17 protein-coding genes and 2 pseudogenes are annotated in these 21,355 nt (G+C 53.8%); 16 read left to right on the top strand and 3 right to left on the bottom strand.

What is annotated here, in order from left to right; all coding sequences use genetic code 11:
- Nucleotides 1-351 (top strand): annotated as a pseudogene (locus ACW14G_RS17975) (beta-ketoacyl-ACP synthase I); the annotation flags it as partial.
- 208 nt (nt 352-559) lie between these two features.
- On the top strand, nt 560-1,735 hold the full coding sequence (locus ACW14G_RS17970; RefSeq protein WP_163448755.1) for an MFS transporter: 1,176 nt from the start codon (nt 560-562) through the stop codon (nt 1,733-1,735).
- A gap of 3 nt (nt 1,736-1,738) precedes the next feature.
- On the opposite strand, the gene ACW14G_RS17965 is transcribed toward ACW14G_RS17970, so the two are convergent.
- Nucleotides 1,739-2,476 carry a GntR family transcriptional regulator gene (locus tag ACW14G_RS17965; protein ID WP_163448754.1) on the bottom strand — a complete coding sequence of 246 codons (738 nt, stop codon included), beginning with the start codon at nt 2,474-2,476 and terminating at the stop codon, nt 1,739-1,741.
- 265 nt (nt 2,477-2,741) lie between these two features.
- Here ACW14G_RS17965 and ACW14G_RS17960 point away from each other — a divergent pair, with 265 nt between their 5' ends.
- On the top strand, nt 2,742-4,070 hold the full coding sequence (locus tag ACW14G_RS17960) for a PTS sugar transporter subunit IIC (RefSeq protein WP_163448753.1): 1,329 nt from the start codon (nt 2,742-2,744) through the stop codon (nt 4,068-4,070).
- A 201-nt stretch (nt 4,071-4,271) separates the two neighbouring features.
- Here ACW14G_RS17960 and flk read toward each other — a convergent pair whose 3' ends face one another.
- Nucleotides 4,272-5,288, bottom strand: coding sequence for a flagella biosynthesis regulator Flk (flk, locus tag ACW14G_RS17955; RefSeq protein WP_163448752.1), 1,017 nt, complete (start codon nt 5,286-5,288; stop codon nt 4,272-4,274).
- A gap of 108 nt (nt 5,289-5,396) precedes the next feature.
- Here flk and pdxB point away from each other — a divergent pair, with 108 nt between their 5' ends.
- The 9 genes from pdxB to purF all read left to right on the top strand — a co-directional run bounded on the left by pdxB (nt 5,397) and on the right by purF (nt 14,541).
- On the top strand, nt 5,397-6,524 hold the full coding sequence (gene pdxB, locus ACW14G_RS17950; RefSeq protein WP_249022958.1) for a 4-phosphoerythronate dehydrogenase PdxB: 1,128 nt from the start codon (nt 5,397-5,399) through the stop codon (nt 6,522-6,524).
- 63 nt (nt 6,525-6,587) lie between these two features.
- Nucleotides 6,588-7,601 carry an aspartate-semialdehyde dehydrogenase gene (locus ACW14G_RS17945; RefSeq protein ID WP_163448750.1) on the top strand — a complete coding sequence of 338 codons (1,014 nt, stop codon included), beginning with the start codon at nt 6,588-6,590 and terminating at the stop codon, nt 7,599-7,601.
- Nucleotides 7,601-8,413 carry a tRNA pseudouridine(38-40) synthase TruA gene (gene truA, locus ACW14G_RS17940; RefSeq protein ID WP_163448749.1) on the top strand — a complete coding sequence of 271 codons (813 nt, stop codon included), beginning with the start codon at nt 7,601-7,603 and terminating at the stop codon, nt 8,411-8,413. Before ACW14G_RS17945 ends, truA begins: the two co-directional genes overlap by 1 nt.
- Nucleotides 8,414-8,437: 24 nt before the next feature.
- Complete coding sequence (locus ACW14G_RS17935; RefSeq protein ID WP_249022959.1) at nt 8,438-9,097, top strand: DedA family protein; 660 nt, start codon at nt 8,438-8,440, stop codon at nt 9,095-9,097.
- 196 nt (nt 9,098-9,293) lie between these two features.
- A complete protein-coding gene (gene accD / locus ACW14G_RS17930; protein ID WP_167575331.1) occupies nt 9,294-10,208 on the top strand; it encodes an acetyl-CoA carboxylase, carboxyltransferase subunit beta in 915 nt (304 codons plus the stop codon).
- 70 nt (nt 10,209-10,278) lie between these two features.
- Nucleotides 10,279-11,547: a bifunctional tetrahydrofolate synthase/dihydrofolate synthase gene (gene folC, locus ACW14G_RS17925; protein WP_249022960.1), complete on the top strand. Its 1,269-nt coding sequence runs from the start codon at nt 10,279-10,281 to the stop codon at nt 11,545-11,547.
- Nucleotides 11,537-12,214, top strand: a complete 678-nt coding sequence (dedD, locus tag ACW14G_RS17920) for a cell division protein DedD (RefSeq protein WP_223803057.1) — start codon at nt 11,537-11,539, stop codon at nt 12,212-12,214. The genes folC and dedD overlap by 11 nt, the downstream gene beginning before the upstream one ends.
- 287 nt (nt 12,215-12,501) lie before the next feature.
- On the top strand, nt 12,502-12,990 hold the full coding sequence (gene cvpA / locus ACW14G_RS17915) for a colicin V production protein (protein WP_064543815.1): 489 nt from the start codon (nt 12,502-12,504) through the stop codon (nt 12,988-12,990).
- 33 nt (nt 12,991-13,023) lie between these two features.
- Entirely contained in the window at nt 13,024-14,541 is a 1,518-nt protein-coding gene (purF, locus tag ACW14G_RS17910; RefSeq protein WP_064543817.1) for an amidophosphoribosyltransferase, read from the top strand.
- Between the two features lie 36 nt (nt 14,542-14,577).
- On the opposite strand, the gene ACW14G_RS17905 is transcribed toward purF, so the two are convergent.
- Nucleotides 14,578-16,005: a sigma-54 interaction domain-containing protein gene (locus ACW14G_RS17905; RefSeq protein ID WP_347291228.1), complete on the bottom strand. Its 1,428-nt coding sequence runs from the start codon at nt 16,003-16,005 to the stop codon at nt 14,578-14,580.
- A gap of 212 nt (nt 16,006-16,217) precedes the next feature.
- On the opposite strand from ACW14G_RS17905, the gene ACW14G_RS17900 reads away from it, so the two are divergent.
- The 4 genes and pseudogenes from ACW14G_RS17900 to ACW14G_RS17885 all read left to right on the top strand — a co-directional run.
- Nucleotides 16,218-17,615 (top strand): diaminopimelate decarboxylase family protein, encoded by a 1,398-nt coding sequence (locus ACW14G_RS17900; protein ID WP_419057302.1) that lies wholly within the window; start codon nt 16,218-16,220, stop codon nt 17,613-17,615.
- 94 nt (nt 17,616-17,709) lie between these two features.
- A complete protein-coding gene (locus tag ACW14G_RS17895) occupies nt 17,710-19,131 on the top strand; it encodes an APC family permease (RefSeq protein ID WP_347291227.1) in 1,422 nt (473 codons plus the stop codon).
- A 1-nt stretch (nt 19,132) separates the two neighbouring features.
- The gene (locus tag ACW14G_RS17890; protein ID WP_419057298.1) at nt 19,133-20,236 is read left to right on the top strand and encodes an alanine/ornithine racemase family PLP-dependent enzyme; all 1,104 of its coding nucleotides are present in this window, start codon (nt 19,133-19,135) and stop codon (nt 20,234-20,236) included.
- A 62-nt stretch (nt 20,237-20,298) separates the two neighbouring features.
- Nucleotides 20,299-21,300: pseudogene (locus tag ACW14G_RS17885) on the top strand (amino acid permease); the annotation flags it as partial.
- Between the last annotated feature and the right edge of the window lie 55 nt (nt 21,301-21,355).

Here is a 21,355-nt window from a genome sequence, read left to right as displayed (position 1 = left end):
GACACCCCGATCGACTACCTGAACTCTCACGGTACCTCCACCCCGGTAGGCGACGTGAAAGAACTGGGCGCTATCCGTGAAGTGTTCGGCGACAACAGCCCGGCTATCTCCGCAACGAAAGCGATGACCGGTCACTCTCTGGGCGCCGCTGGCGTACAGGAAGCGATCTACTCTCTGCTGATGCTGGAAAACGGCTTTATCGCCCCGAGCATCAACATTGATGAGATGGACGAGCAGGCGGCTGGCCTGAACATCGTCACTGAACCGACCGATCGCAAACTGACCACCGTGATGTCCAACAGCTTCGGCTTTGGCGGCACCAACGCCACGCTGGTGATGCGTAAGCTGTAATTTTTACGGCGGATAAGAAAAAGGAGCCTTCTGGCTCCTTTTTTTATGCGTTGACAACGGCCTGAAAGAACAGGCAAACTCGCGGCTCAACATTATCATCATGATAATGCGTAAGCGTTTAACGTCATCCGACGCACCTTAATCCTGATCGCCAGGTAGAGGGGGCGTGGCTACAGATCCTCGCCTTACTCAGCATTCGGAGTAAAGCATGACCGCAGTAACTCAAACTGAAAGTACTTCTTCATCCAACGTGTCGCTTTTTCGCATCGCGTTCGCGGTGTTTTTGACCTATTTAACCGTCGGTATTCCGCTGCCGGTCATTCCGCTATTTGTTCACCAGGAACTGGGCTACGGTAACACCATGGTGGGTATCGCCGTGGGCATTCAGTTCTTCGCCACGGTATTAACCCGTGGCTACGCCGGGCGTCTTGCCGATCAGTACGGCGGCAAGCGTTCTGCCCTACAGGGCATGTTTGCCTGTGCCTTTGCCGGAGCGGCGTGGCTTGGCGCGGCACTGTTGCCGGTGGATACGATGGTCAAATTTGGCCTGTTGATTGTCGGGCGCTTAATTCTTGGCTTCGGTGAAAGCCAGTTGCTGACCGGCACGCTCACCTGGGGGATGGGGCTGGTTGGCCCGAAGCGTTCCGGTAAAGTGATGTCGTGGAACGGGATGGCGATTTTTGGCGCGCTGGCGGCCGGTGCGCCGTTGGGGCTGTATATCAACAGCCGCTATGGCTTTGCCGTGCTGGCTGGCGTCACGATGGCGTTGCCTTTGCTGGCCTGGGCCTTTAACGGCTCGGTGCGTAAGGTGGCGGCGATGGCCGGGGAACGTCCGTCGTTGTTCAGCGTGATTGGCCTTATCTGGAAACCGGGCTTGGGGCTGGCGCTACAGGGCGTGGGCTTTGCGGTGATTGGCACTTTCGTCTCACTGTACTTTGTCAGCAAAGGCTGGTCGATGGCGGGCTTCACCTTGACGGCCTTCGGTGGCACCTTCGTGTTGGTGCGTATTTTGTTTGGCTGGATGCCTGACCGCTTTGGCGGCGTGAAGGTGGCGGTCGGCTCACTGCTGGTGGAAACCGTTGGTCTGCTGCTGCTGTGGCTGGCGCCCGACGCATGGTATGCGCTGGCCGGCGCGGCTTTAACCGGGGCCGGTTGCTCGCTGATCTTTCCGGCGCTGGGGGTGGAAGTGGTTAAGCGCGTGCCGCAGCAGGTACGTGGGACGGCGCTCGGTGGCTATGCCGCGTTCCAGGACATCGCGCTCGGCGTCTCCGGGCCGCTGGCGGGCATGCTGGCCACCTCGTTCGGCTATGCGTCCGTGTTTCTCGGCGGAGCCATTGCCGCCATACTGGGAATTGGCGTCACGCTGTGGTCGTTCCGCAAATAGCGTTTATCGGCTGGCTCTGCGCACCTGCGAGCCGGTCGTCGCTTTGCGCGGCAGAAAATATTTCACCTGGAACTCGAACATGTTGGTGTAGAGAATGGAGTAATCGATAGGGTTTTGCTGCTCATCGACGGCCTGAGTCTGCATCCTGACTATCGGATCCAGCGCACTAATGTGCAGGAGCTGCGCTACCTCTGGCGACGGCAAAATCGGCTGGATAGATTCATAACAACCCAGAATTTTCACCCCACACTCATTCTCGATATAAGCAAATTTGGAGTTCTTCATGTGGGCGATCGTCAGGTCGGGAAAACGGCTGGCGGAAAGCCAGGTTTCCTCCACCTGCATGGCGATATTGTCGATAAAGCGCAGCCGTTTGGCGTAATAAACCGGTTCGCCGTGGCTGACTCTCAGACTGGTGGCGATATCGTCCGATGCGCGCTGAAGCTCAAACTTCAGGATCTGACTCGTGGGTGTTTTACCTTCATTGCGGGCAATTTCAGTAAAGCTGTCGAGGTGCGTCAGCGACGCCTGAAAATGTTTGTTCCGCAGGTAGGTTCCCGAACCGTGCCGCCGTTCAATCATCCCTTCCTCTTCCAGCGTTTTTAACGCCTTGCGTAAGGTATTGCGCGAAACATCATAAAGCGCCGCCAGCTCTTTTTCCGAGGGGAGAAGATCGCCCACATTGTAGATTGAGCTGTTTAATCTGTTTTTCAGCAAATTTATGATGTTCTGATATACCACTTTTGAACCTCCTTAAATCCTTTTTAAACAACTGGTTATAAAATCACTTTGGCGACGACGGGCCAACACGTTCAACTATTTCCCGATTATTGAACAACTTAGGCATGGTTAACTGTGATCGAAATACGGGTTACGAAAATTAACAATAATTAAAGTGATCGTCAATTAATGACCTTTTTACCAATATTCTCGCCAGATATGAGAAATGGTGCAGTTATTAAATGAATTATGCCTAATCATTTTATTTTAAATTTAAGGGTTCACTATGGGTTTAATGAATTCATTTGAACGAGGGATGGAAAAAATCCTTGTTCCGGTTGCGATAAAATTGAATTCGCAGATACACGTTTCGGCTATTCGGGATGCTTTTATTTTGTCATTCCCGATAGTCATGGCCAGCTCGCTGATTATCCTTATCAACTTTGCCATTCTCTCGCCGGATGGTTTTATCGCCAGTATTTTACATTTAGGCACCTTATTCCCTAATCTGGCCGACGCGCAGCAAATTTTTACGCCGGTGATGAACGGTTCGGTCAATATTATGGCTGTGCTGATTACTTTCCTCGTGGCGCGCAATATGGCGATCAGCTATCAGCAGGATGACTTGCTGTGCGGCCTGACGGCAATTGGCGCGTTCTTCGTGGTGTATACTCCGTATGTGATTATTGACGGCCAGGCCTATCTCACCACCAAATATCTCGGGCCTCAGGGGCTGTTTGTGGCGGTGATTGTGGCGCTGATTTCCAGCGAAATATTCTGTCGCCTGGCCCGAAACCCGAAGGTGGCTATCACGATGCCCGACGCGGTACCGCCGGCGGTGGCGCGCTCTTTTAAGGTGCTATTACCTATCTTTTTCGTGATGATCTTCTTCTCGGTGTTGAACTACCTGCTATCAAAAATCTCGCCAAACGGGCTGAACGATCTTATCTACACCCTGATTCAGGCGCCGCTGAAGGATATGGGCACCAATATCTTTACCGTGTTGATTCTCGGGCTGGTGGCTAACTTCCTGTGGATCCTCGGTATTCATGGGCCGAATACGGTTGCCGCCATTCGCGAAACCATTTTCTCAGAAGCGAACCTGGAGAACCTGTCGTATGCCGCCTCCCACGGTTCAACCTGGGGTGCGCCGTATCCGATTACCTGGACCGGCATCAACGATGCCTTCGCCAACTGCGGCGGCTCCGGGATGACGCTGGGCTTGCTGCTGGCCATTTTTATCGCCTCTCGCCGGAAGGACTACCGCGACTTAGCGAAAATGGCCTTTGTGCCAGGCCTGTTCAACATTAACGAACCGGTGATGTTCGGCCTGCCGATCGTACTGAACCCGATTCTGGTGATCCCGTTTATTCTGGTGCCGTTCGTCAACTCACTGATTGGCTATTTCTTTATCACGCTGGAGATTATTCCGCCGATTGCCTATGCGGTACCGTGGACGACGCCGGGGCCGCTGATCGCCTTCTTCGGCACCGGCGGCAACTGGATGGCGCTATTTGTTGGCGTATTGTGTCTGGTGGTGGCGACGCTTATCTATCTGCCGTTCGTGATTGCCGCGAATAAAGTGAATATGTCAGCAGCAGAACAGAATACATAACGTCCTGGTGTGGATATTCCTTCGCTCTGCAATAGCCGCCGCGGAGTGGGGGATTATCAGGGGAAGTGATGCTCTGGCTGGCAATATTATTCCAATAACCCAGGGACGTGAGTCAACTCAGACGTCACGACCTGGGTTTTTAATTTTCGGAACAGGAATCTTCTTGCTGACCACCATAAGGCGGAGAGGAGGGCGCTGAACTTACAACACCAGCCACAGCAGCATCGCCACGACAACCAGCACCACCAGGGCCAGCCCCGGACGTGCGGATAGCGATTTCAGCGTGGTGATAACCGGCGCGAACGGCGCGTAGATTGGCTGAAGATCGCGCGCTTCCAGGGTATGGGCGTGGGCCACGCGTTCGCGCTCGATACGTTTAAGGAACAGCAGATTCAGCAACTCCTGCACCTGCACCTGGGTCAGCACCGTCTGCGGGGTGGCGTTCCAGTTTTGCTGGGCGAAATCGCGAAGCGCTTGTCCTTCCTGCGGCTCCAGCGGTTGTTTGAGCGCTGCCTGCAAAACGTTGAGCGTTGGGGCAGGATGCGTACTGAGGGTCAGGCGCGCCTGCAGTAGCGTGACCAGCGCGTTAAAGTGTTTCGCGGGTAACGGGTCGCCGGACTTCACGCCGGAAAGCTCAAGCAGCGACTGCCAGATCAGCTTGGTAGAGTCGCCAGTGGCGGCGGAAACCTTAGTCACCAGCTGATTCAGGGTATTGTGCTCGGCAGGCAGCAGGGGACGATCGGTCGCCGGGCGCTGCTGAGGCTGCGGAATAGAAAGCTGCCCTTGTTGAAGCAACTGCAGGACGTTTTTCAACTGCTGCGGCGTCAATTGGCTGAGGGCCGTTTGCCCGTACTGTTGACGGATATAGTCGCTGACGGCCTGGCGATTATTGCCCTGATTCAGCAGTTCAGTCAGTTGCGACAGCGTCTGGCGCGTGCTGAGCTTTTGTTCGGCAGTACCAATACGTTGATTCAGATTCTGCTCGGCGGCAGGAAAGTGGCGCGCCAGCAGCGGCGTGTCGTTTTTCAGCCCCAGATCGTGTTTTACGCCCGCCCAAACCTCAGCATTCTGCTGCGAGGTCATCGCTATTAAGCGCGTGATCAGTCGTTCCAGCACCGTGCGTTGCTGGGTACTAAGCGGCTGTTCTCCGGCAGGAGAGAGCGGAGTGGGGCCTGTCCCCGGAGGGCGCGCGGGCATACCTGAAATGGGTTGCGTCATGATTGATCCTTTCCAAACCGAATACTGATGCCCGGCGCAAGTATGCCTGGCGGCCAGATTATGGCACACTTCCCCGGTTTACTCTCGTTCTCAGACAGGTACTGAACCGTGAAAATCCTCGTTGATGAAAATATGCCCTACGCCCGCGAACTTTTTAGCCGTTTGGGTGAGGTTAAGGCTGTCCCCGGCCGCCCGATCCCGACCGAGGCGTTAACCGATGCCGATGCGCTGATGGTCCGCTCGGTGACAAAGGTGAATGAAGCGCTGCTGGGCGATAAGGCGATTAAGTTCGTTGGCACCGCGACGGCGGGCACCGATCACGTCGATCAGGCGTGGCTGGAACAGGCAGGGATTGGTTTCTCCGCCGCACCGGGGTGTAACGCGATTGCTGTCGTTGAGTACGTATTTTCTGCGCTGTTGATGCTGGCCGAGCGCGATGGTTTTGCGCTGGCCGACCGCACCGTGGGTATTGTTGGCGTGGGTAACGTAGGCGGACGCCTGCAAAAACGGCTGGAAGCCCTGGGCATCAAAACGCTGCTCTGCGATCCGCCACGCGCCGACAACGGCGAAGAGGGCGATTTCCGTTCGTTGGACGAGCTGGTGGCGCAGGCCGACGTGCTGACTTTCCACACGCCGCTGTATAAAGATGGCCCGTATAAGTCGCTACATCTGGCCGACGAGGCGCTGATTGCCAGCCTGAAACCGGGCGCTATTCTCATCAACGCCTGCCGCGGCCCGGTGGTGGATAACGCCGCGCTGCTGAAATGCCTGAACGCCGGGCAGCAACTGAGCGTGGTGCTCGACGTCTGGGAACCGGAGCCGGATCTCAACCTGGCGCTGCTGGATAAAGTCGACCTCGGCACTTCGCATATTGCGGGCTACACCCTGGAAGGGAAAGCGCGTGGCACCACCCAGGTGTTTGAAGCCTATAGCCAGTTTATCGGTCAGCCGCAGGAAGTGGCGCTTTCGTCGCTGCTGCCCGCGCCGGAATTCGGACGGATTAGCCTCCACGGTCCGCTCGATCAGCCTACGCTGAAAAGACTGGTGCATTTGGTGTATGATGTGCGCCGCGATGACGCGCCGCTGCGGAAAGTGGCGGGGATCCCGGGTGAATTCGACAAGCTGCGCAAAAATTACCTTGAGCGTCGCGAATGGTCATCGCTGACCGTCGAGTGTGATGACGCCGACGCAGCCGCGCTGCTGCAAAAACTCGGGTTTAACGCCGTACACTGTTAATGTCTTCTTAATGCCTCTGCCGGATACTCCGGCAGAGCCGCTTTTTTTCTGGAGTAAATCACCATGTCTGAAGGCTGGAATATTGCCATCCTGGGCGCAACCGGCGCCGTAGGCGAAGCCCTGCTTGAAACCCTTGCTGAACGTCAGTTCCCGGTGGGTGATATCTACGCGCTGGCGCGCACCGACAGCGCGGGTGAACATCTGCGTTTTAACGGTAAATCGGTAAGAGTGCAGGACGCGGCGGAGTTTGACTGGACGCAGGCGCAGCTGGCGTTCTTCGCGGCTGGCGTGGAAGCCAGCGCCACCTACGTTGAAGAGGCCACTAACGCTGGCTGTCTGGTTATCGATCTTAGCGGCCTGTTTGCGCTGGAGCCGGACGTACCGCTGGTGGTGCCGGAGGTGAACCCATTTGTGCTGGCCGATTATCGCAACCGTAATGTGATTGCGGTGGCGGACAGCCAGACCAGCCAACTGCTGGCAGCGCTGAAGCCGCTGATTGATGACGGCGGCCTGTCGCGCATCAACGTGACCAGCCTGATCTCCGCCTCGGCGCACGGTAAAAAAGCCGTCGACGCCCTGGCCGGGCAGAGCGCCAAGCTGTTGAACGGTATTCCAATCGATGAAGATGATTTCTTTGGCCGCCAGCTGGCGTTCAACATGCTGCCGATGCTGCCGGATCGTGAAGGCGCGGTGAGCGACGAACGTCGCATTGTTGATCAGGTGCGTAAAATCATGCAGGACGACGCTCTGATGATCTCCGCCAGCTGCATTCAGTCGCCGGTGTTCTACGGTCATGCGCAGATGGTGACGTTTGAAGCCATGCGTCCGCTGTCGGCGGAAGAGGCGCGAGACGCCTTTGCGCGCGGCGAAGATATTGTGCTGTCTGAGGAGCGCGAATTCCCGACTCAGGTCGGTGATGCCACCGGTAGCGCCCATCTGTCCGTGGGCTGTGTGCGTAACGATTACGGCATGCCGGAGCAGGTTCAGTTCTGGTCGGTGGCGGATAACGTTCGCTTTGGCGGCGCGCTGATGGCGGTGAAAATCGCCGAGAAACTGGTGCAGGAGTATCTGTACTGATGTCTGAAATGGAGCAACTGCCGGTCTATCGAATTGCGCTGGGCATTGAGTACGACGGCAGCAAATACTACGGCTGGCAGCGGCAAAACGAAGTGCGCAGCGTGCAGGAGAAGCTGGAAAAGGCGCTTTCGCAGGTGGCTAACGAACCGATTAATGTCTTCTGCGCCGGTCGTACTGACGCAGGCGTACACGGGACCGGCCAGGTCGTGCACTTCGACACTCATGCCGTACGTAAAGATGCGGCGTGGACGCTCGGTGTAAATGCGAATTTACCTGGTGACATTGCGGTGCGTTGGGTGAAAGCTGTGCCCGACGATTTTCACGCGCGTTTTAGCGCGACGGCGCGCCGCTATCGCTACGTGATTTACAACCACCGGCTGCGTCCGGCGGTGCTGGGGCAGGGGGTAACGCACTATCACCAGCCGCTGGATGCCGAGCGGATGCATCGCGCGGCGCAAAGCCTGCTGGGCGAAAACGACTTTACTTCGTTTCGCGCGGTGCAGTGTCAGTCGCGCACGCCGTGGCGTAACGTTATGCACATTAATGTGACGCGTTACGGCGCTTATATTGTGGTGGACATTAAAGCAAACGCCTTTGTTCACCATATGGTAAGGAACATTGTTGGCAGCCTGATGGAAGTTGGCGCAGGAAACCAGCCGGAGAGCTGGATTGCAGAACTGCTGGCGGCAAAAGACAGGACGCTTGCCGCCGCAACGGCGAAAGCGGAAGGGCTGTATCTGGTGGCGGTGGACTACCCCGCGCACTTTGCGCTGCCTTCCGTGCCGATGGGCCCGCTATTCCTGGCGGACTAACGTAGTCATTTGGGGCTAAACAATATGGATCTTATCCGTTTTTTAATTGATTTCATTCTGCACATTGATGTGCACCTGGCGGAGCTGGTCGCGCAGTATGGCGTCTGGGTGTATGCCATTCTGTTCCTGATTCTGTTCTGTGAAACGGGGCTGGTGGTAACACCATTCCTGCCGGGCGACTCGCTGCTGTTTGTCGCCGGGGCGCTCTCCGCGCTGCCGACGAACGACATCAACGTGCATGTGATGGTTGTGCTGATGGTGATTGCGGCGATTGTCGGCGATGCGGTGAACTACACCATTGGCAGGCTGTTCGGCGAGAAGCTATTCAGCAATCCGGACTCGAAAATTTTCCGTCGCAGCTACCTGGATAAGACCCATGCCTTCTACGATAAACATGGTGGAAAAACCATTATTCTGGCGCGATTTGTCCCCATCGTCAGAACATTCGCGCCTTTTGTGGCGGGAATGGGCCACATGTCCTATCGTCATTTTGCGCTCTATAACGTCGCGGGCGCGCTGCTGTGGGTGCTGCTGTTCACCTACGCGGGCTATCTGTTCGGCGACCTGCCGGTGGTACAAGAGAACCTGAAGCTGCTGATTGTGGCGATCATCGTTCTGTCGGTGCTGCCGGGGGTAATCGAAGTGATCCGTCACCGTCGCAAGGCGGCAAAACAGGCAAAATAAACCCTGCACGCGGGGCACGATTCAGCCGTGCCCTGTTACGACATGTTTCGCGGTTCGACCACTTTTTTATGCCAAGTTTCGGGCTGTTATGTTTTAATGTGCAACATTCATGGTCTATGAAGGGGAAAAGTGGCATTATGCGCGGCCCCTTAATGGCAAAACTGGCATCGACCAGGTTCAGGCAGAAAGGTTATCAATGAGCTGGATTGAACGAATTAAAAGCAACATCACACCTACCCGCAAGGCGAGCATCCCGGAAGGGGTATGGACCAAGTGCGATAGCTGTGGTCAGGTTTTGTATCGCGCCGAGCTGGAGCGTAACCTCGAGGTTTGCCCGAAGTGCGATCACCACATGCGTATGTCAGCGCGTAATCGCCTGCATAGCCTGTTGGATGAAGGGTCCCTGGTAGAACTGGGTAGCGAACTTGAGCCGAAAGACGTGCTGAAGTTCCGTGACTCTAAAAAGTATAAAGATCGTCTGGCATCCGCTCAGAAAGAGACGGGTGAGAAAGACGCGCTGGTGGTCATGAAGGGTACCCTGCATGACATGCCGGTTGTCGCTGCGGCCTTCGAGTTCTCCTTTATGGGCGGCTCTATGGGTTCCGTGGTTGGCGCGCGCTTTGTGCGTGCCGTTGAGCAGGCGCTGGAAGACAACTGCCCGCTGATCTGCTTCTCCGCATCCGGCGGCGCGCGCATGCAGGAAGCGCTGATGTCCCTGATGCAGATGGCGAAAACCTCCGCTGCGCTGGCGAAAATGCAGGAACGCGGTTTACCGTATATTTCCGTGCTGACCGACCCAACCATGGGCGGCGTCTCCGCCAGCTTCGCGATGCTGGGCGATCTGAACATCGCAGAACCGAAAGCGCTGATCGGCTTTGCCGGCCCGCGTGTTATCGAACAGACCGTGCGTGAGAAACTGCCGCCGGGCTTCCAGCGCAGTGAATTCCTCATCGAAAAAGGCGCGATCGACATGATCGTTCGCCGCCCGGAAATGCGTCTGAAGCTGGCCAGTATCCTGGCGAAGCTGATGAACCTTCCGGCACCGAATCCGGACGCGCCGCGCGAAAGCGTGGTGGTACCGCCGGTACCGGATCAGGAACCAGAGGCCTGATGATGTAAAGGGCAGGGCCGGTTGGCGCTGCCCTTTTTGCTATTATTCACCGTTGAAAGTTGCGGGCACCATGGACAAACATCTTATTCCTCAGGCCACGTCGCCCCTGGCTACGTGGCTTTCTTATCTGGAAAACCTCCATTCAAAAACCATCGATCTGGGGCTGGCGCGCGTCAGCCAGGTCGCGGGTTCGCTTGATGTGCTGCAGCCGGCACCGTTTGTTTTCACCGTCGCTGGCACCAATGGCAAAGGCACCACCTGCCGCACGCTGGAAACCATTCTGATGGCGGCGGGCTACAAAGTGGGCGTTTACAGTTCCCCGCATCTGGTGCGCTATACCGAACGTGTCCGCGTACAGGGAGAGGAGCTGGCGGAAAGCGCTCATACGGCTTCGTTTGCCGCTATTGAGGCGGCGCGTGGCGACACCTCGTTAACCTATTTTGAGTACGGCACGCTCTCGGCGCTGTGGTTGTTCAAACAGCAAAACGTTGACGTGGCGATTCTCGAAGTGGGCCTCGGCGGGCGGCTGGATGCCACCAATATTGTCGATGCCAACGTCGCGGTGGTGACCAGTATCGCGCTGGACCACACCGACTGGCTGGGCCCGGATCGTGAAAGCATTGGCCGCGAAAAAGCGGGCGTGTTCCGCGGCGGGCGACCGGCGGTGGTGGGGGAACCTGATATGCCGCGCACAATTGCCGACGTCGCGCAGGAGAAAGGCGCTTTGCTGATGCAGCGTGACGTCGACTGGCGCTATACGGTGGGCGAGCACAGCTGGAGCTTTAGCGACGCGCAGGGTGAACTTCGCGAGTTGCCGTTGCCGAATGTCCCGCAACCGAATGCCGCCACCGCGCTGGCTGCGCTGCGCGCCAGTGGGCTTAAGGTGAGCGAAGAGGCTATTCGCGAGGGCATCGCCAGCGCGATTCTGCCGGGCCGATTCCAGACCATCCAACTGCAGCCTCGCGTGATTCTCGACGTTGCGCATAACCCGCATGCCGCAGGCTACCTTGCCGGGCGTCTCAAATCATTGCCGAAAACCGGGCGAGTACTGGCGGTTATTGGTATGCTGCATGATAAAGACATTGCCGGTACGCTGGCATGTCTGGAAAGCGTCGTCGACAGCTGGTACTGTGCGCCTCTCGAAGGACCGCGCGGTGCGACGGCAGAGCAGCTGCGCGAACATCTGCGCGCGGGTGCCGTTTATGGCAGCGTGGCGCAGGCGTGGCATGCCGCAATGGCGGACGCCGCGCCGGAAGATACGGTGCTGGTGTGTGGGTCTTTCCACACCGTAGCGCATGTGATGGAAGAGTTAGACGCGGGGAGAGCCGGTGGCAAGTAAGTTTCAGAACCGTCTTGTCGGGACGATAGTGTTGGTTGCTCTGGGGGTCATTGTGCTGCCAGGGCTGCTTGACGGGCAAAAAAAGCATTATCAGGACGAGTTTGCGGCTATCCCGTTGGTCCCTAAACCAGGCGATCGCGATGAACCGGATATGTTGCCGACGGCGACTCAGGCGTTGCCTGCACAGCCGCCGGAAGGCGCAGCGGAAGAAGTTCGGGCAGGCGATGCCGCGGCGCCGTCGCTCGATTCCAGCCGCCTGGCGGTAAACGGCAACGGCGATCTGGAACAGATCCCACCGACCGCCGAACCGATAAAGCCGAAACCCGTAGAAAAACCGAAGCCGCAGCCGAAGCCGGTGACGGAACAGGTTGCCGCCACGACGCCGCCGCCAAAAGCGGCGCCGGAAGAGAAACCCGCGCCGGTGGGCAAAGCCTACGTGGTGCAGCTTGGTGCGCTGAAGAACGCCGACAAGGTTAACGAAATCGTAGCCAGCCTGCGCGGTGCGGGCTACCACGCTTTCACGTCGCCTTCGACGCCGGTTCAGGGTAAAATCACCCGAATTCTGGTCGGCCCGGATGCTTCGAAAGATAAGCTGAAAGGTTCGCTTGGCGAGCTTAAACAGCTCTCGGGGCTGAGCGGTGTGGTGATGGGGTATACGCCGAACTAAGGCGTGGGGTCTTCCCCTCACCCCGGCCCTCTCCCCAGAGGGGCGAGGGAGAAAGTCGGCGCCAGGCTCATCGACGGCTCCCTACGGTCCCCTCTCCCCTCTGGGGAGAGGGTTAGGGTGAGGGGCCACAAACAACGCCAAAAGCGACCAGAAAAACGATGGCGTTGAATATTTTTTCAGCGCCATTTTTTATTTATGCCAGGGAAGGAAATCCCTACGCAAACGTTTTCTTTTTCTGTTAGAATGCGCCCGAACTGGATGACAGGGCGTAAAATCGTGGGACAAATATGGTCTGGATTGATTACGCCATTATCGCGGTGCTGGGCTTTTCTTGCTTAGTGAGCCTTATCCGTGGCTTCGTTCGTGAAGCGCTATCGTTGGTCACGTGGGGTTGCGCTTTTTACGTAGCCAGCCATTACTACACTGACCTGTCTGTCTGGTTTACGGGCTTTGAAGACGAACGGGTTCGAAATGGGATTGCTATTGCGGCGCTGTTTATCGCGACGCTCATCGTCGGCGCTATCGTCAACTACGTGATAGGTCAGCTGGTGGAGAAGACCGGTTTGTCGGGTACCGACAGGGTATTGGGCGTCTGCTTCGGCGCGCTGCGCGGGGTGCTGATTATCGCCGCTATCCTGTTCTTCCTCGACACTTTTACCGGCATGGCAAAAAGCGAAGACTGGCAGCAGTCGCAGTTTATCCCCTATTTTTCGCCGGTTATCAGATGGTTTTTTGAATACCTTCAAAGCTCGTCAAGTTTCTTGCCCAAAGTATAAGCTTTGGGTCGTTGCTTAACGAGGAAAAGACGTATGTGCGGTATTGTCGGTATCGCCGGTGTCATGCCGGTAAACCAGTCGATTTATGATGCGCTAACGGTGCTGCAGCACCGTGGACAGGATGCCGCTGGCATCATCACCATTGATGCCAACAACTGTTTCCGGTTGCGTAAGGCGAACGGTCTGGTGAGTGATGTCTTTGAAGCCCGCCACATGCAGCGTATGCAGGGCAATATGGGTATTGGCCACGTGCGGTACCCAACGGCGGGCAGCTCCAGCGCCTCTGAGGCTCAGCCTTTCTACGTGAACTCCCCATATGGCATTACGCTGGCGCATAACGGTAACCTGACCAATGCGCACGAGTTACGTCAGAAACTGTTCGAAGAAAAACGCCGCCACATCAACACCACCTCTGATTCAGAAATCCTGCTCAATATCTTCGCCAGCGAGCTGGATAACTTCCGTCATTACCCGCTGGAAGCCGATAACATTTTCGCTGCCATCGCGGCGACCAACCGCCAGATTCGCGGTGCGTACGCCTGTGTGGCAATGATTATCGGCCACGGCATGGTGGCTTTCCGCGACCCGAACGGCATTCGTCCGCTGGTGCTGGGCAAACGTGACGTGGGCGATGGCCGCACCGAGTATATGGTGGCCTCCGAAAGCGTGGCGCTGGATACTCTTGGCTTTGAATTCCTGCGTGATGTTGCGCCGGGCGAAGCGATTTACATTACTGAAAAAGGGCAGTTGTTTACCCGTCAGTGCGCCGATAACCCGGTCAGCAACCCGTGCCTGTTCGAGTACGTTTACTTTGCGCGTCCGGACTCCTTTATCGATAAAATCTCCGTCTACAGCGCCCGCGTGAACATGGGTACCAAGCTTGGCGAGAAGATTGCGCGCGAGTGGGAAGATTTGGATATCGACGTGGTCATTCCAATTCCGGAAACCTCCTGCGATATCGCGCTGGAAATCGCCCGTATTCTGGGTAAACCGTACCGCCAGGGGTTTGTGAAAAACCGCTATGTGGGCCGTACCTTTATCATGCCGGGCCAGCAGCTGCGTCGTAAATCCGTACGCCGCAAGCTGAACGCTAACCGCGCGGAGTTCCGTGATAAGAACGTGCTGCTGGTGGATGACTCCATCGTGCGCGGCACCACCTCTGAGCAGATTATCGAGATGGCGCGTGAAGCCGGGGCGAAGAAGGTTTACCTGGCCTCTGCGGCACCGGAAATTCGTTTCCCGAACGTTTACGGTATCGATATGCCGACCGCTAACGAGCTGATTGCTCACGGGCGTGAAGTGGATGAGATTCGCCAGATCATTGGCGCCGATGGTCTTATCTTCCAGGATCTTGACGATCTGATTGACGCGGTGCGCGCAGAAAACCCGGACATTCAACAGTTTGAATGCTCGGTATTTAACGGTGTGTACGTGACCAAAGACGTTGACCAGACCTATCTCGACTTCCTCGACTCACTGCGTAACGACGATGCGAAAGCCGTTCAGCTGCAGAATGAAGTGGAGAATTTAGAGATGCATAACGAAGGGTAAATCTTGTAGCCAGCGGTGTCTCGCCGCTGGCTTGTTTTATTGCCGTACGACCCCAAAACGAATCCCGTATTTTTGCACCTTGTAGTTTAGTGTTGTCCGCGAAACATTAAGGCTACGTGCTGCCGCAGCGATATTTCCCTGATAAGTATCGAGTGCTGTCTCAATCAGGCCCCTTTCGTAGCTGGCTACCCGTTCTTCCAGAGAACCCTCGTTGCTAAGATCTATGGGCGGGATGTGGTTAACAGCTGTAGGGATATCCGGTATGCCTAAATTAAGTTCTTCTTCTTCAAAAACGATCTTTTTCAGCATACCATCGCTTTCCTGCATGATCATACTGCGGACAATCGCATTCTCAAGCATCCTTACGTTACCCGGCCAGGCGTGTCCAAGAAGCGCAACACGTGCGGCTTCGCTGAGTCCATGAATATCTTGCGGTACCTCGCGTCGATACTTATCGATGAAATAGTTGGCGAGCAACGGGATATCTTCTGGACGTGTACGTAGCGGAGGTAGGGTGAGCATGCCGACATTCAGCCGATAAAAGAGATCTGCGCGCAAACGCCCCTGCTGAATTAACTGCATGGGTGCTTCATTCATAGCCGCAATAATACGAACGTCAGAGTGAATCGGGTGTTGGCCACCTAGTCGCCAGAAAGTCTTGTCCTGTAAAAAACGCAGGAGTTTGCTTTGCATCTCGATGGGCATGGCGTTCAGTTCATCGAGGAACAGTGTCCCTCCGTTGGCGAGCTCCAGATAACCCTGGCTATTTTCTGCACCGGTATAGGCACCGCGCAGGGTACCGAAAAGGGTGCTTTCAACCAGAGTAGGCGGCAGAGCACCGCAGTTCAGGGCGATGAAGGGTTTGTCAGCCCGCTTGCTGCATTGGTGAATCAGGCGTGAAAAGAGCTCTTTACCTGTTCCGGTTTCCCCGACAATGGTCACGGGAATGTTGCTCACTGCCAGCCGTTTTGCTTTAGCGATATTACTCAGCATTTCTGGGCTTTCGGTAATAATTGCGTGCTGTTTTTCGTGATTATCGGCATAAAGAAGATGGTTTAGCTCAACGACCTGTTCCTGTAGGCGCCTGACGCCAGACATATTTCGCCCGATTTCGATAACGCCGACCATATTGCCCTGGCTGGAGTAGAGTGGAGCGGTGGTGTGCTGGTAATCTACTGCCTGACCACGCGCGTTGTAATAAATCTGATAGTGACCAATGTACTCCACGCCCTCCTTCAGCGATGAAAGCATAGTGCTCTGATTCTCTTTCATACTCGGGTATACATCCAGCATATGCTTACCCATCGCCTGTTTAATGCTGTACCCGTCCAGATCTGCACTCTCCTGGTTGTAGTAGATGTATTCCCCTCGCTCATTAATCACTGCCAGTGGCTGGTGTATCAGGTCGAAAAATCGGGAAAACATCTTGAGTGCAGTCGTCAGCTCTTCGTTAGTGGATGCCATGTGAAACTTTATTCCCTATCTAATTAATAGCCCTATTTTATAAGTGACCAATTTTCGTCGTTGTGATGAATAACACACTCAATGACGAAAAAATCAAAACACGAAAAAAATTAATTTATTGATTTTATTGAAAAAATTAGATGGCACGGTTGTTGCTTTATATCCATTAAGAAATTGTGGCTTTTTATGATGAACATAAAGCAGAGGATGTTATGACTGACATGAACATTGAAAATTACAATCAATTACGTAGCAGAGTCGTGGAGGGCGATCGCCGCTTTCAACAGAAAGATGGGCATCTTTGTTTCGAGGGAGTGGATCTGGATACCCTTGCTCATAAATATCCCACACCGTTCTATGTTTTCTCTGAACCCGAGATAATTCGCAATATCAGCGAAATTCAGCAGGCTTTTGCGGCACATAAAAAAACGAAAACGTTCTTTGCGTCAAAAACCTGTTCCGTTATGGGCGTTTTACAGGCTATTCGTGATGCCGGTATCTGTGCAGAAGCTAACTCGCAGTATGAAGTTCGTAAATGCCTTGAGATTGGTTTTCGCGGCGACCAGATTGTATTTAACGGCGTGGTGAAAAAACCAGCCGACCTGGAATACGCGATTGCTAACGATCTCTATCTGATTAACGTCGATAGTCTGTATGAACTGGACCATATCGATGCGATTTCCAGAAAGCTGAAGAAGGTTGCCAACGTCTGTGTGCGTGTAGAGCCGAATGTTCCGTCCGCGACGCATGCTGAACTGGTGACCGCGTTCCATGCTAAATCAGGGCTGGATCTGGAACAGGCGGAAGAGACCTGCCGCCGTATTCTTGAGATGCCTTATGTTCATTTGCGCGGTTTACATATGCACGTAGGCGATCAGGTTCCGGAATCTGAGCCGTTTGCAAAAGCGACTAAAGTACTGGTTGATGAGTCGCGTCGTCTGGAAGAGGTGCTGGGCATAAAATTTGATCTAATTAATGTCGGCGGCGGGATTCCAGTTCCTTATAAATACGACGAAGAAAATGGCGATCCGCTAAAAGACAATATGTACGCCGGGATTACGGCACAAGATTTTGCTGATGCGGTTATTCGTGAAGTGCATAAATGGCGTACAGATGTGGAGATCTGTATTGAACCAGGCCGTAAAGTGACCGGTTCAGCGGCGGTTCTGCTGACGGAAGTTGCCTGTGAAAAACGAAAAACCAACTACGATCTCAACGGCAATGTGGAGTGCCATGTTGAATGGAAATTTGTTGATGCAGGATACAGCATTCTCTCCGACAGTCAGCACTTCGACTGGTTCTTCTACGTTTATAACGCCTCACGCATTAATCAAGCGCACGATGCGTGGATAAAACTTGCTGGCCCATTATGTGATGGTGGTGACTATTTCCATATGGGGGTAAAAGGGGAAGAGTTTCTGATGCCGGAAACCACCGCGCCGGGCGATATTGTGGCATTCCTTGATGCAGGTGCTTACACGATTGAAAGTCAAACCGTTTATAACAACCGTCCACGTTCTGCCGTTGTGATGATAGATAAAGAGGGTCATGACCGCTTAATCCGCCGGGAAGACACCTACGACGATATGGTCAAGTACGACATTTACTAATTCTGGATTGTCGGGCTTTAGCGAGCATCTAAAGCCCCTGGATATCGCGATTCTGACGGAATAATGAATTCCGTACGAATAACAGGAGATGGCCATGAGTAACAACAGTTCTGGCTTACTTGGTATTAAAGACATTGTTTTTATGAATGTCATAGCCATTCTAAGTCTACGACAAATACCCAACGTTGCCCCTTACGGTGCTTCAGCAATGCTGTTGTGGGTTATTGCGGCATTTTGTCTGTTCTTCCCGCTAGCAATGGTGTGCGGTGAGCTTTCTACCGGTTGGCCGAAAGATGGCGGCATTTTTGTCTGGATTAAAGAAGCATTCGGTAAACGTATCGCGTGGATAGTGGTGGTTTGCTTCCTTTTTTCATGCGTATTATTTTTCCCGCTTATGCTGCAGTTTGGTTTTACTGCACTGGGCTATATGATTGGTAATGGTCTGGCAGAGAATAAAGCATTTATTGGCATCGGATCAGCCGTTATATTTTGGCTACTGACGCTGATGAATATTCGCGGTATGGAATGGACCAAAATCATTAATAGCGTCAGCGCCTGGTGTGGTGTCTTCATTCCCTCTGCTATTTTGATTATCCTGGCTATAGTCTGGTTAGCAACCGGGCATCCGATGCAAACAGACTATGCAACAGCGACAAACTGGGTTCCTGACCTGAGTCATTGGGATACGATAGTTTTCCTGTCCAGCATGATGTTTGCTTTCGCAGGGCTGGAAGTTGCGCCAATGATTGCCGGACGCACACGGAATCCACAGCGTGATTTCCCGCGCGCGATGGCCGTTTCTGCTGCTGTGATAGTCGGTATTTACATGGTTGGCACGTGGGCGTTAAACACTCTATTGCCTGCGGGTAAAACGGATATTGTGGCCGGAGTTATGCAAGCAATGCATTCCGCTGCGGATACGCTGCATATGCCATGGCTGATTCCTGTAATGGCTATCTGCATGTTTTTCGGTGCGCTTGGTCAGATTAACTCCTGGCTTGTTGGCCCTATCTATATGCTTCAGGAAGCATCCCGCGAGGATAATCTGTTAGGCGATAAAATTGCGCAATTACATCCGGTATGGAAAACACCCGCTTTTGCGCTCGTCGTACAGGCAATTATTGTCACCGTTCTGTGTTTTTCGACTTTTATCTCCCCGAGCGTTGCCGCGGCTTACTGGATGTTAACTGCGCTGACAACCATAACTTATTTTATCCCTTATCTGGTGATGTTCCCTGCGTTCTGGCGCTTGCGTAAGACTCAGCCAGATACCCCGAGAAGCTTTAAAATCCCAGGAACAATCCTTCCCGCTTTGCTGCCTGCGTTGGGCTTTATTTCCATTGCCTTTGCTGTAGCTCTTCTGTTTATTCCACCATCGCAAATTGATATGGGTGGCTATTTTCAATATGCCGGCAAAATTATTGGTGGTGCACTATTAGCAGTGCTGGTCGCTGAATGGATTTACCATCGAGCAATGAAACGTAATGCACGTCTGAACGTGGTTGAGGGAAAGTAAAATGTATATGCCAACTCTACACATCAATTTACGGAAGCTTGAAGAGAATGCGCGTACTGAAAAAGCACTCTTAGCAAGCAGTGGTATTGAGGTGATGGCGGTAAATAAAGTTTTCGATGGCTGCGTTGAAACTGCACAGGCTGTTTTTGATGGTGGAATCAAGGTTATTGCGGAGTCCCGAACCTACAACCTGAAAAAAATACGTGATATTGGTTGTACCACCTGCCTGCTACGTAGTCCTTGCCTTAGTGAAATTGAAGATGTAGTCCGTTATGCCGATATCAGTTTAAATAGTGAACCTGTTGTTCTGCGCGCACTCTCGCAGGAGGCGCAGCGTCAGCAAAAAACGCATCAGGTTTTACTGATGGTTGATATGGGCGATTTACGCGAAGGTATCTGGTTTAGCGAATATCAAAAAATCCTCTCCACAATTTCTTTGATTAAAGAATTACCTTGTCTGGATCTCTACGGCCTTGGGACTAACTTCAATTGCTATGGCACCGTTCTGCCAACCGTAAAAAACGGCGAAGATTTCCTGGCGCTTGCCGCGCGGCTTGAACAGGACAGCGGCATGACCATTCGCCGTCTCTCCGCAGGTAACTGTACCAGCTATCACCTATTAGATAAGGGCATCTGGCCGCGCGGGCTGAACCATCTTCGTATTGGCGGGCTGCATGAGTTTGGCATCGAATACGTCGAGATGAAATATCTGGATGAGTTTCACCACTCGACAAAACCGGTCGATAAGGCCTGCTCGGATATGTACGTGCTGGAGGCAGAAATTATTGAACTGAATAGTAAACCGACGGTTCCCGTTGGCGAACTAGGGGTTGATGCCTTTTTGCAAAGTAAAACGTTTGTCGATAGCGGCGTACGCAAACGCGCACTGCTGGCGTTTGGCCGCCAGGATGTTCCATCGGATAACTGTGTTCCTTGTGATGATGGGATCAGCATTCTGGGACAAACCAGCGACCATACGCTTGTGGATATTGAGGCGTGTACCCAGCCGTTACGGGTGGGGGATGTGATTCGCTTTGAGCTGGATTACACCGGACTGCTAATGGCTTGTCAGACCAAAGGTGTTGCCATGCGATTTACTCGATAAGAAGCGCGCTACGGGCAGGGCCCGTAGCGTTATTCTGAATCCTGAAAAGACAGGGAGAAACCATGAGTACCCTGCAAGAGCCTTCTCTTATAGAGCATAAGGGCGAGCTTCGTCGTAACTTAAAAAAACGCCACCTGCTGATGATGTCCTTAGGTGGCACCATCGGTACGGGATTATTTATCGGTATTGCCGAACCGTTGTATAACGTTGGTCCAGCGGGTACGCTGCTGGCCTATCTTCTGGCCGGCGGAATCATGCTGGCGACCATGATGTGTCTGGGGGAGCTGTCGTGCGCGTTTCCTCATTCAGGTTCTTTTCAGCACTATGCCTTAATTTTTATTCCTAATCCGCTGTGGAGCTATACTATCGGCTGGCTTTACTGGTTCAGCTGGGTCTTTTCTCTGGCTGCCGATTTAACCGCCGCAGGCTTTATTGCGCATCACTATTTCCCCTCCATCCCTGTACATTATTTTTGCCTTATCATCCTTGTTGCCTTAACGCTCATTAATCTCTGTTCGGCGAAAAGTTTTGGTGAATGTGAGTATTGGCTTTCAGCCATTAAAGTTTTTGCCATCGTACTATTTATTGCTGCGGGCGCCGTAATGATCTATTCATTGGCCGGACACGCCAATTGGCATCCGACACTGAAAACATCTGCCGGATGGTTTCCACACGGCTGGTGGCAAATTCTGGTCTGTATGACCGTTGTTATCTACTCTTTTCAGGGTGTTGAGTTAGTGGGGAATGCGGCGGGGGAAACCGAGTCACCACAGACTATTTTACCGAAAGTGATTCTCGGCATTGGCGTGAGGATCATCTTATTCTATGGACTGGCTATCGCCATTCTGGCGCTGGTGTATCCTCGAGACAGTATCCCCAATGGGCAAAGTCCCTTTGTCTGGGTATTTTCTCATGCGGGGATCCCAGGGGCTGAGGTATTAATGACGTTGGTTATCTTCTCTGCTGCGGTGTCAGCGGCGAACTCGGCCATTTATGCTAGCTCGCGCATGCTATGGTCGATGGCGGGTGATCGTTTTGCCCCGGCGTGTTTCAGTCGAGTCAGTCTGACCTGCCCCCACGATTAGATACAACACTCAGTTAGTAACGTCGGAATCTTCA

The sequence above is a fragment of the Kluyvera sp. genome, assembly GCF_965301105.1.
This window is presented reverse-complemented; position numbering and strand designations above follow the sequence as displayed.

What these genes read in the sequence shown, in the direction of transcription:
- ACW14G_RS17970 (WP_163448755.1), top strand. Translation starts at nt 560, where the DNA reads ATGACCGCAGTAACTCAAACTGAAAGTACTTCTTCATCCAACGTGTCG.
- ACW14G_RS17960 (WP_163448753.1), top strand. Translation starts at nt 2,742, where the DNA reads ATGGGTTTAATGAATTCATTTGAACGAGGGATGGAAAAAATCCTTGTT.
- flk (WP_163448752.1), bottom strand. Translation starts at nt 5,288, where the DNA reads ATGACGCAACCCATTTCAGGTATGCCCGCGCGCCCTCCGGGGACAGGC.
- ACW14G_RS17945 (WP_163448750.1), top strand. Translation starts at nt 6,588, where the DNA reads ATGTCTGAAGGCTGGAATATTGCCATCCTGGGCGCAACCGGCGCCGTA.
- truA (WP_163448749.1), top strand. Translation starts at nt 7,601, where the DNA reads ATGTCTGAAATGGAGCAACTGCCGGTCTATCGAATTGCGCTGGGCATT.
- ACW14G_RS17935 (WP_249022959.1), top strand. Translation starts at nt 8,438, where the DNA reads ATGGATCTTATCCGTTTTTTAATTGATTTCATTCTGCACATTGATGTG.
- accD (WP_167575331.1), top strand. Translation starts at nt 9,294, where the DNA reads ATGAGCTGGATTGAACGAATTAAAAGCAACATCACACCTACCCGCAAG.
- folC (WP_249022960.1), top strand. Translation starts at nt 10,279, where the DNA reads ATGGACAAACATCTTATTCCTCAGGCCACGTCGCCCCTGGCTACGTGG.
- cvpA (WP_064543815.1), top strand. Translation starts at nt 12,502, where the DNA reads ATGGTCTGGATTGATTACGCCATTATCGCGGTGCTGGGCTTTTCTTGC.
- purF (WP_064543817.1), top strand. Translation starts at nt 13,024, where the DNA reads ATGTGCGGTATTGTCGGTATCGCCGGTGTCATGCCGGTAAACCAGTCG.
- ACW14G_RS17905 (WP_347291228.1), bottom strand. Translation starts at nt 16,005, where the DNA reads ATGGCATCCACTAACGAAGAGCTGACGACTGCACTCAAGATGTTTTCC.
- ACW14G_RS17900 (WP_419057302.1), top strand. Translation starts at nt 16,218, where the DNA reads ATGACTGACATGAACATTGAAAATTACAATCAATTACGTAGCAGAGTC.
- ACW14G_RS17895 (WP_347291227.1), top strand. Translation starts at nt 17,710, where the DNA reads ATGAGTAACAACAGTTCTGGCTTACTTGGTATTAAAGACATTGTTTTT.
- ACW14G_RS17890 (WP_419057298.1), top strand. Translation starts at nt 19,133, where the DNA reads ATGTATATGCCAACTCTACACATCAATTTACGGAAGCTTGAAGAGAAT.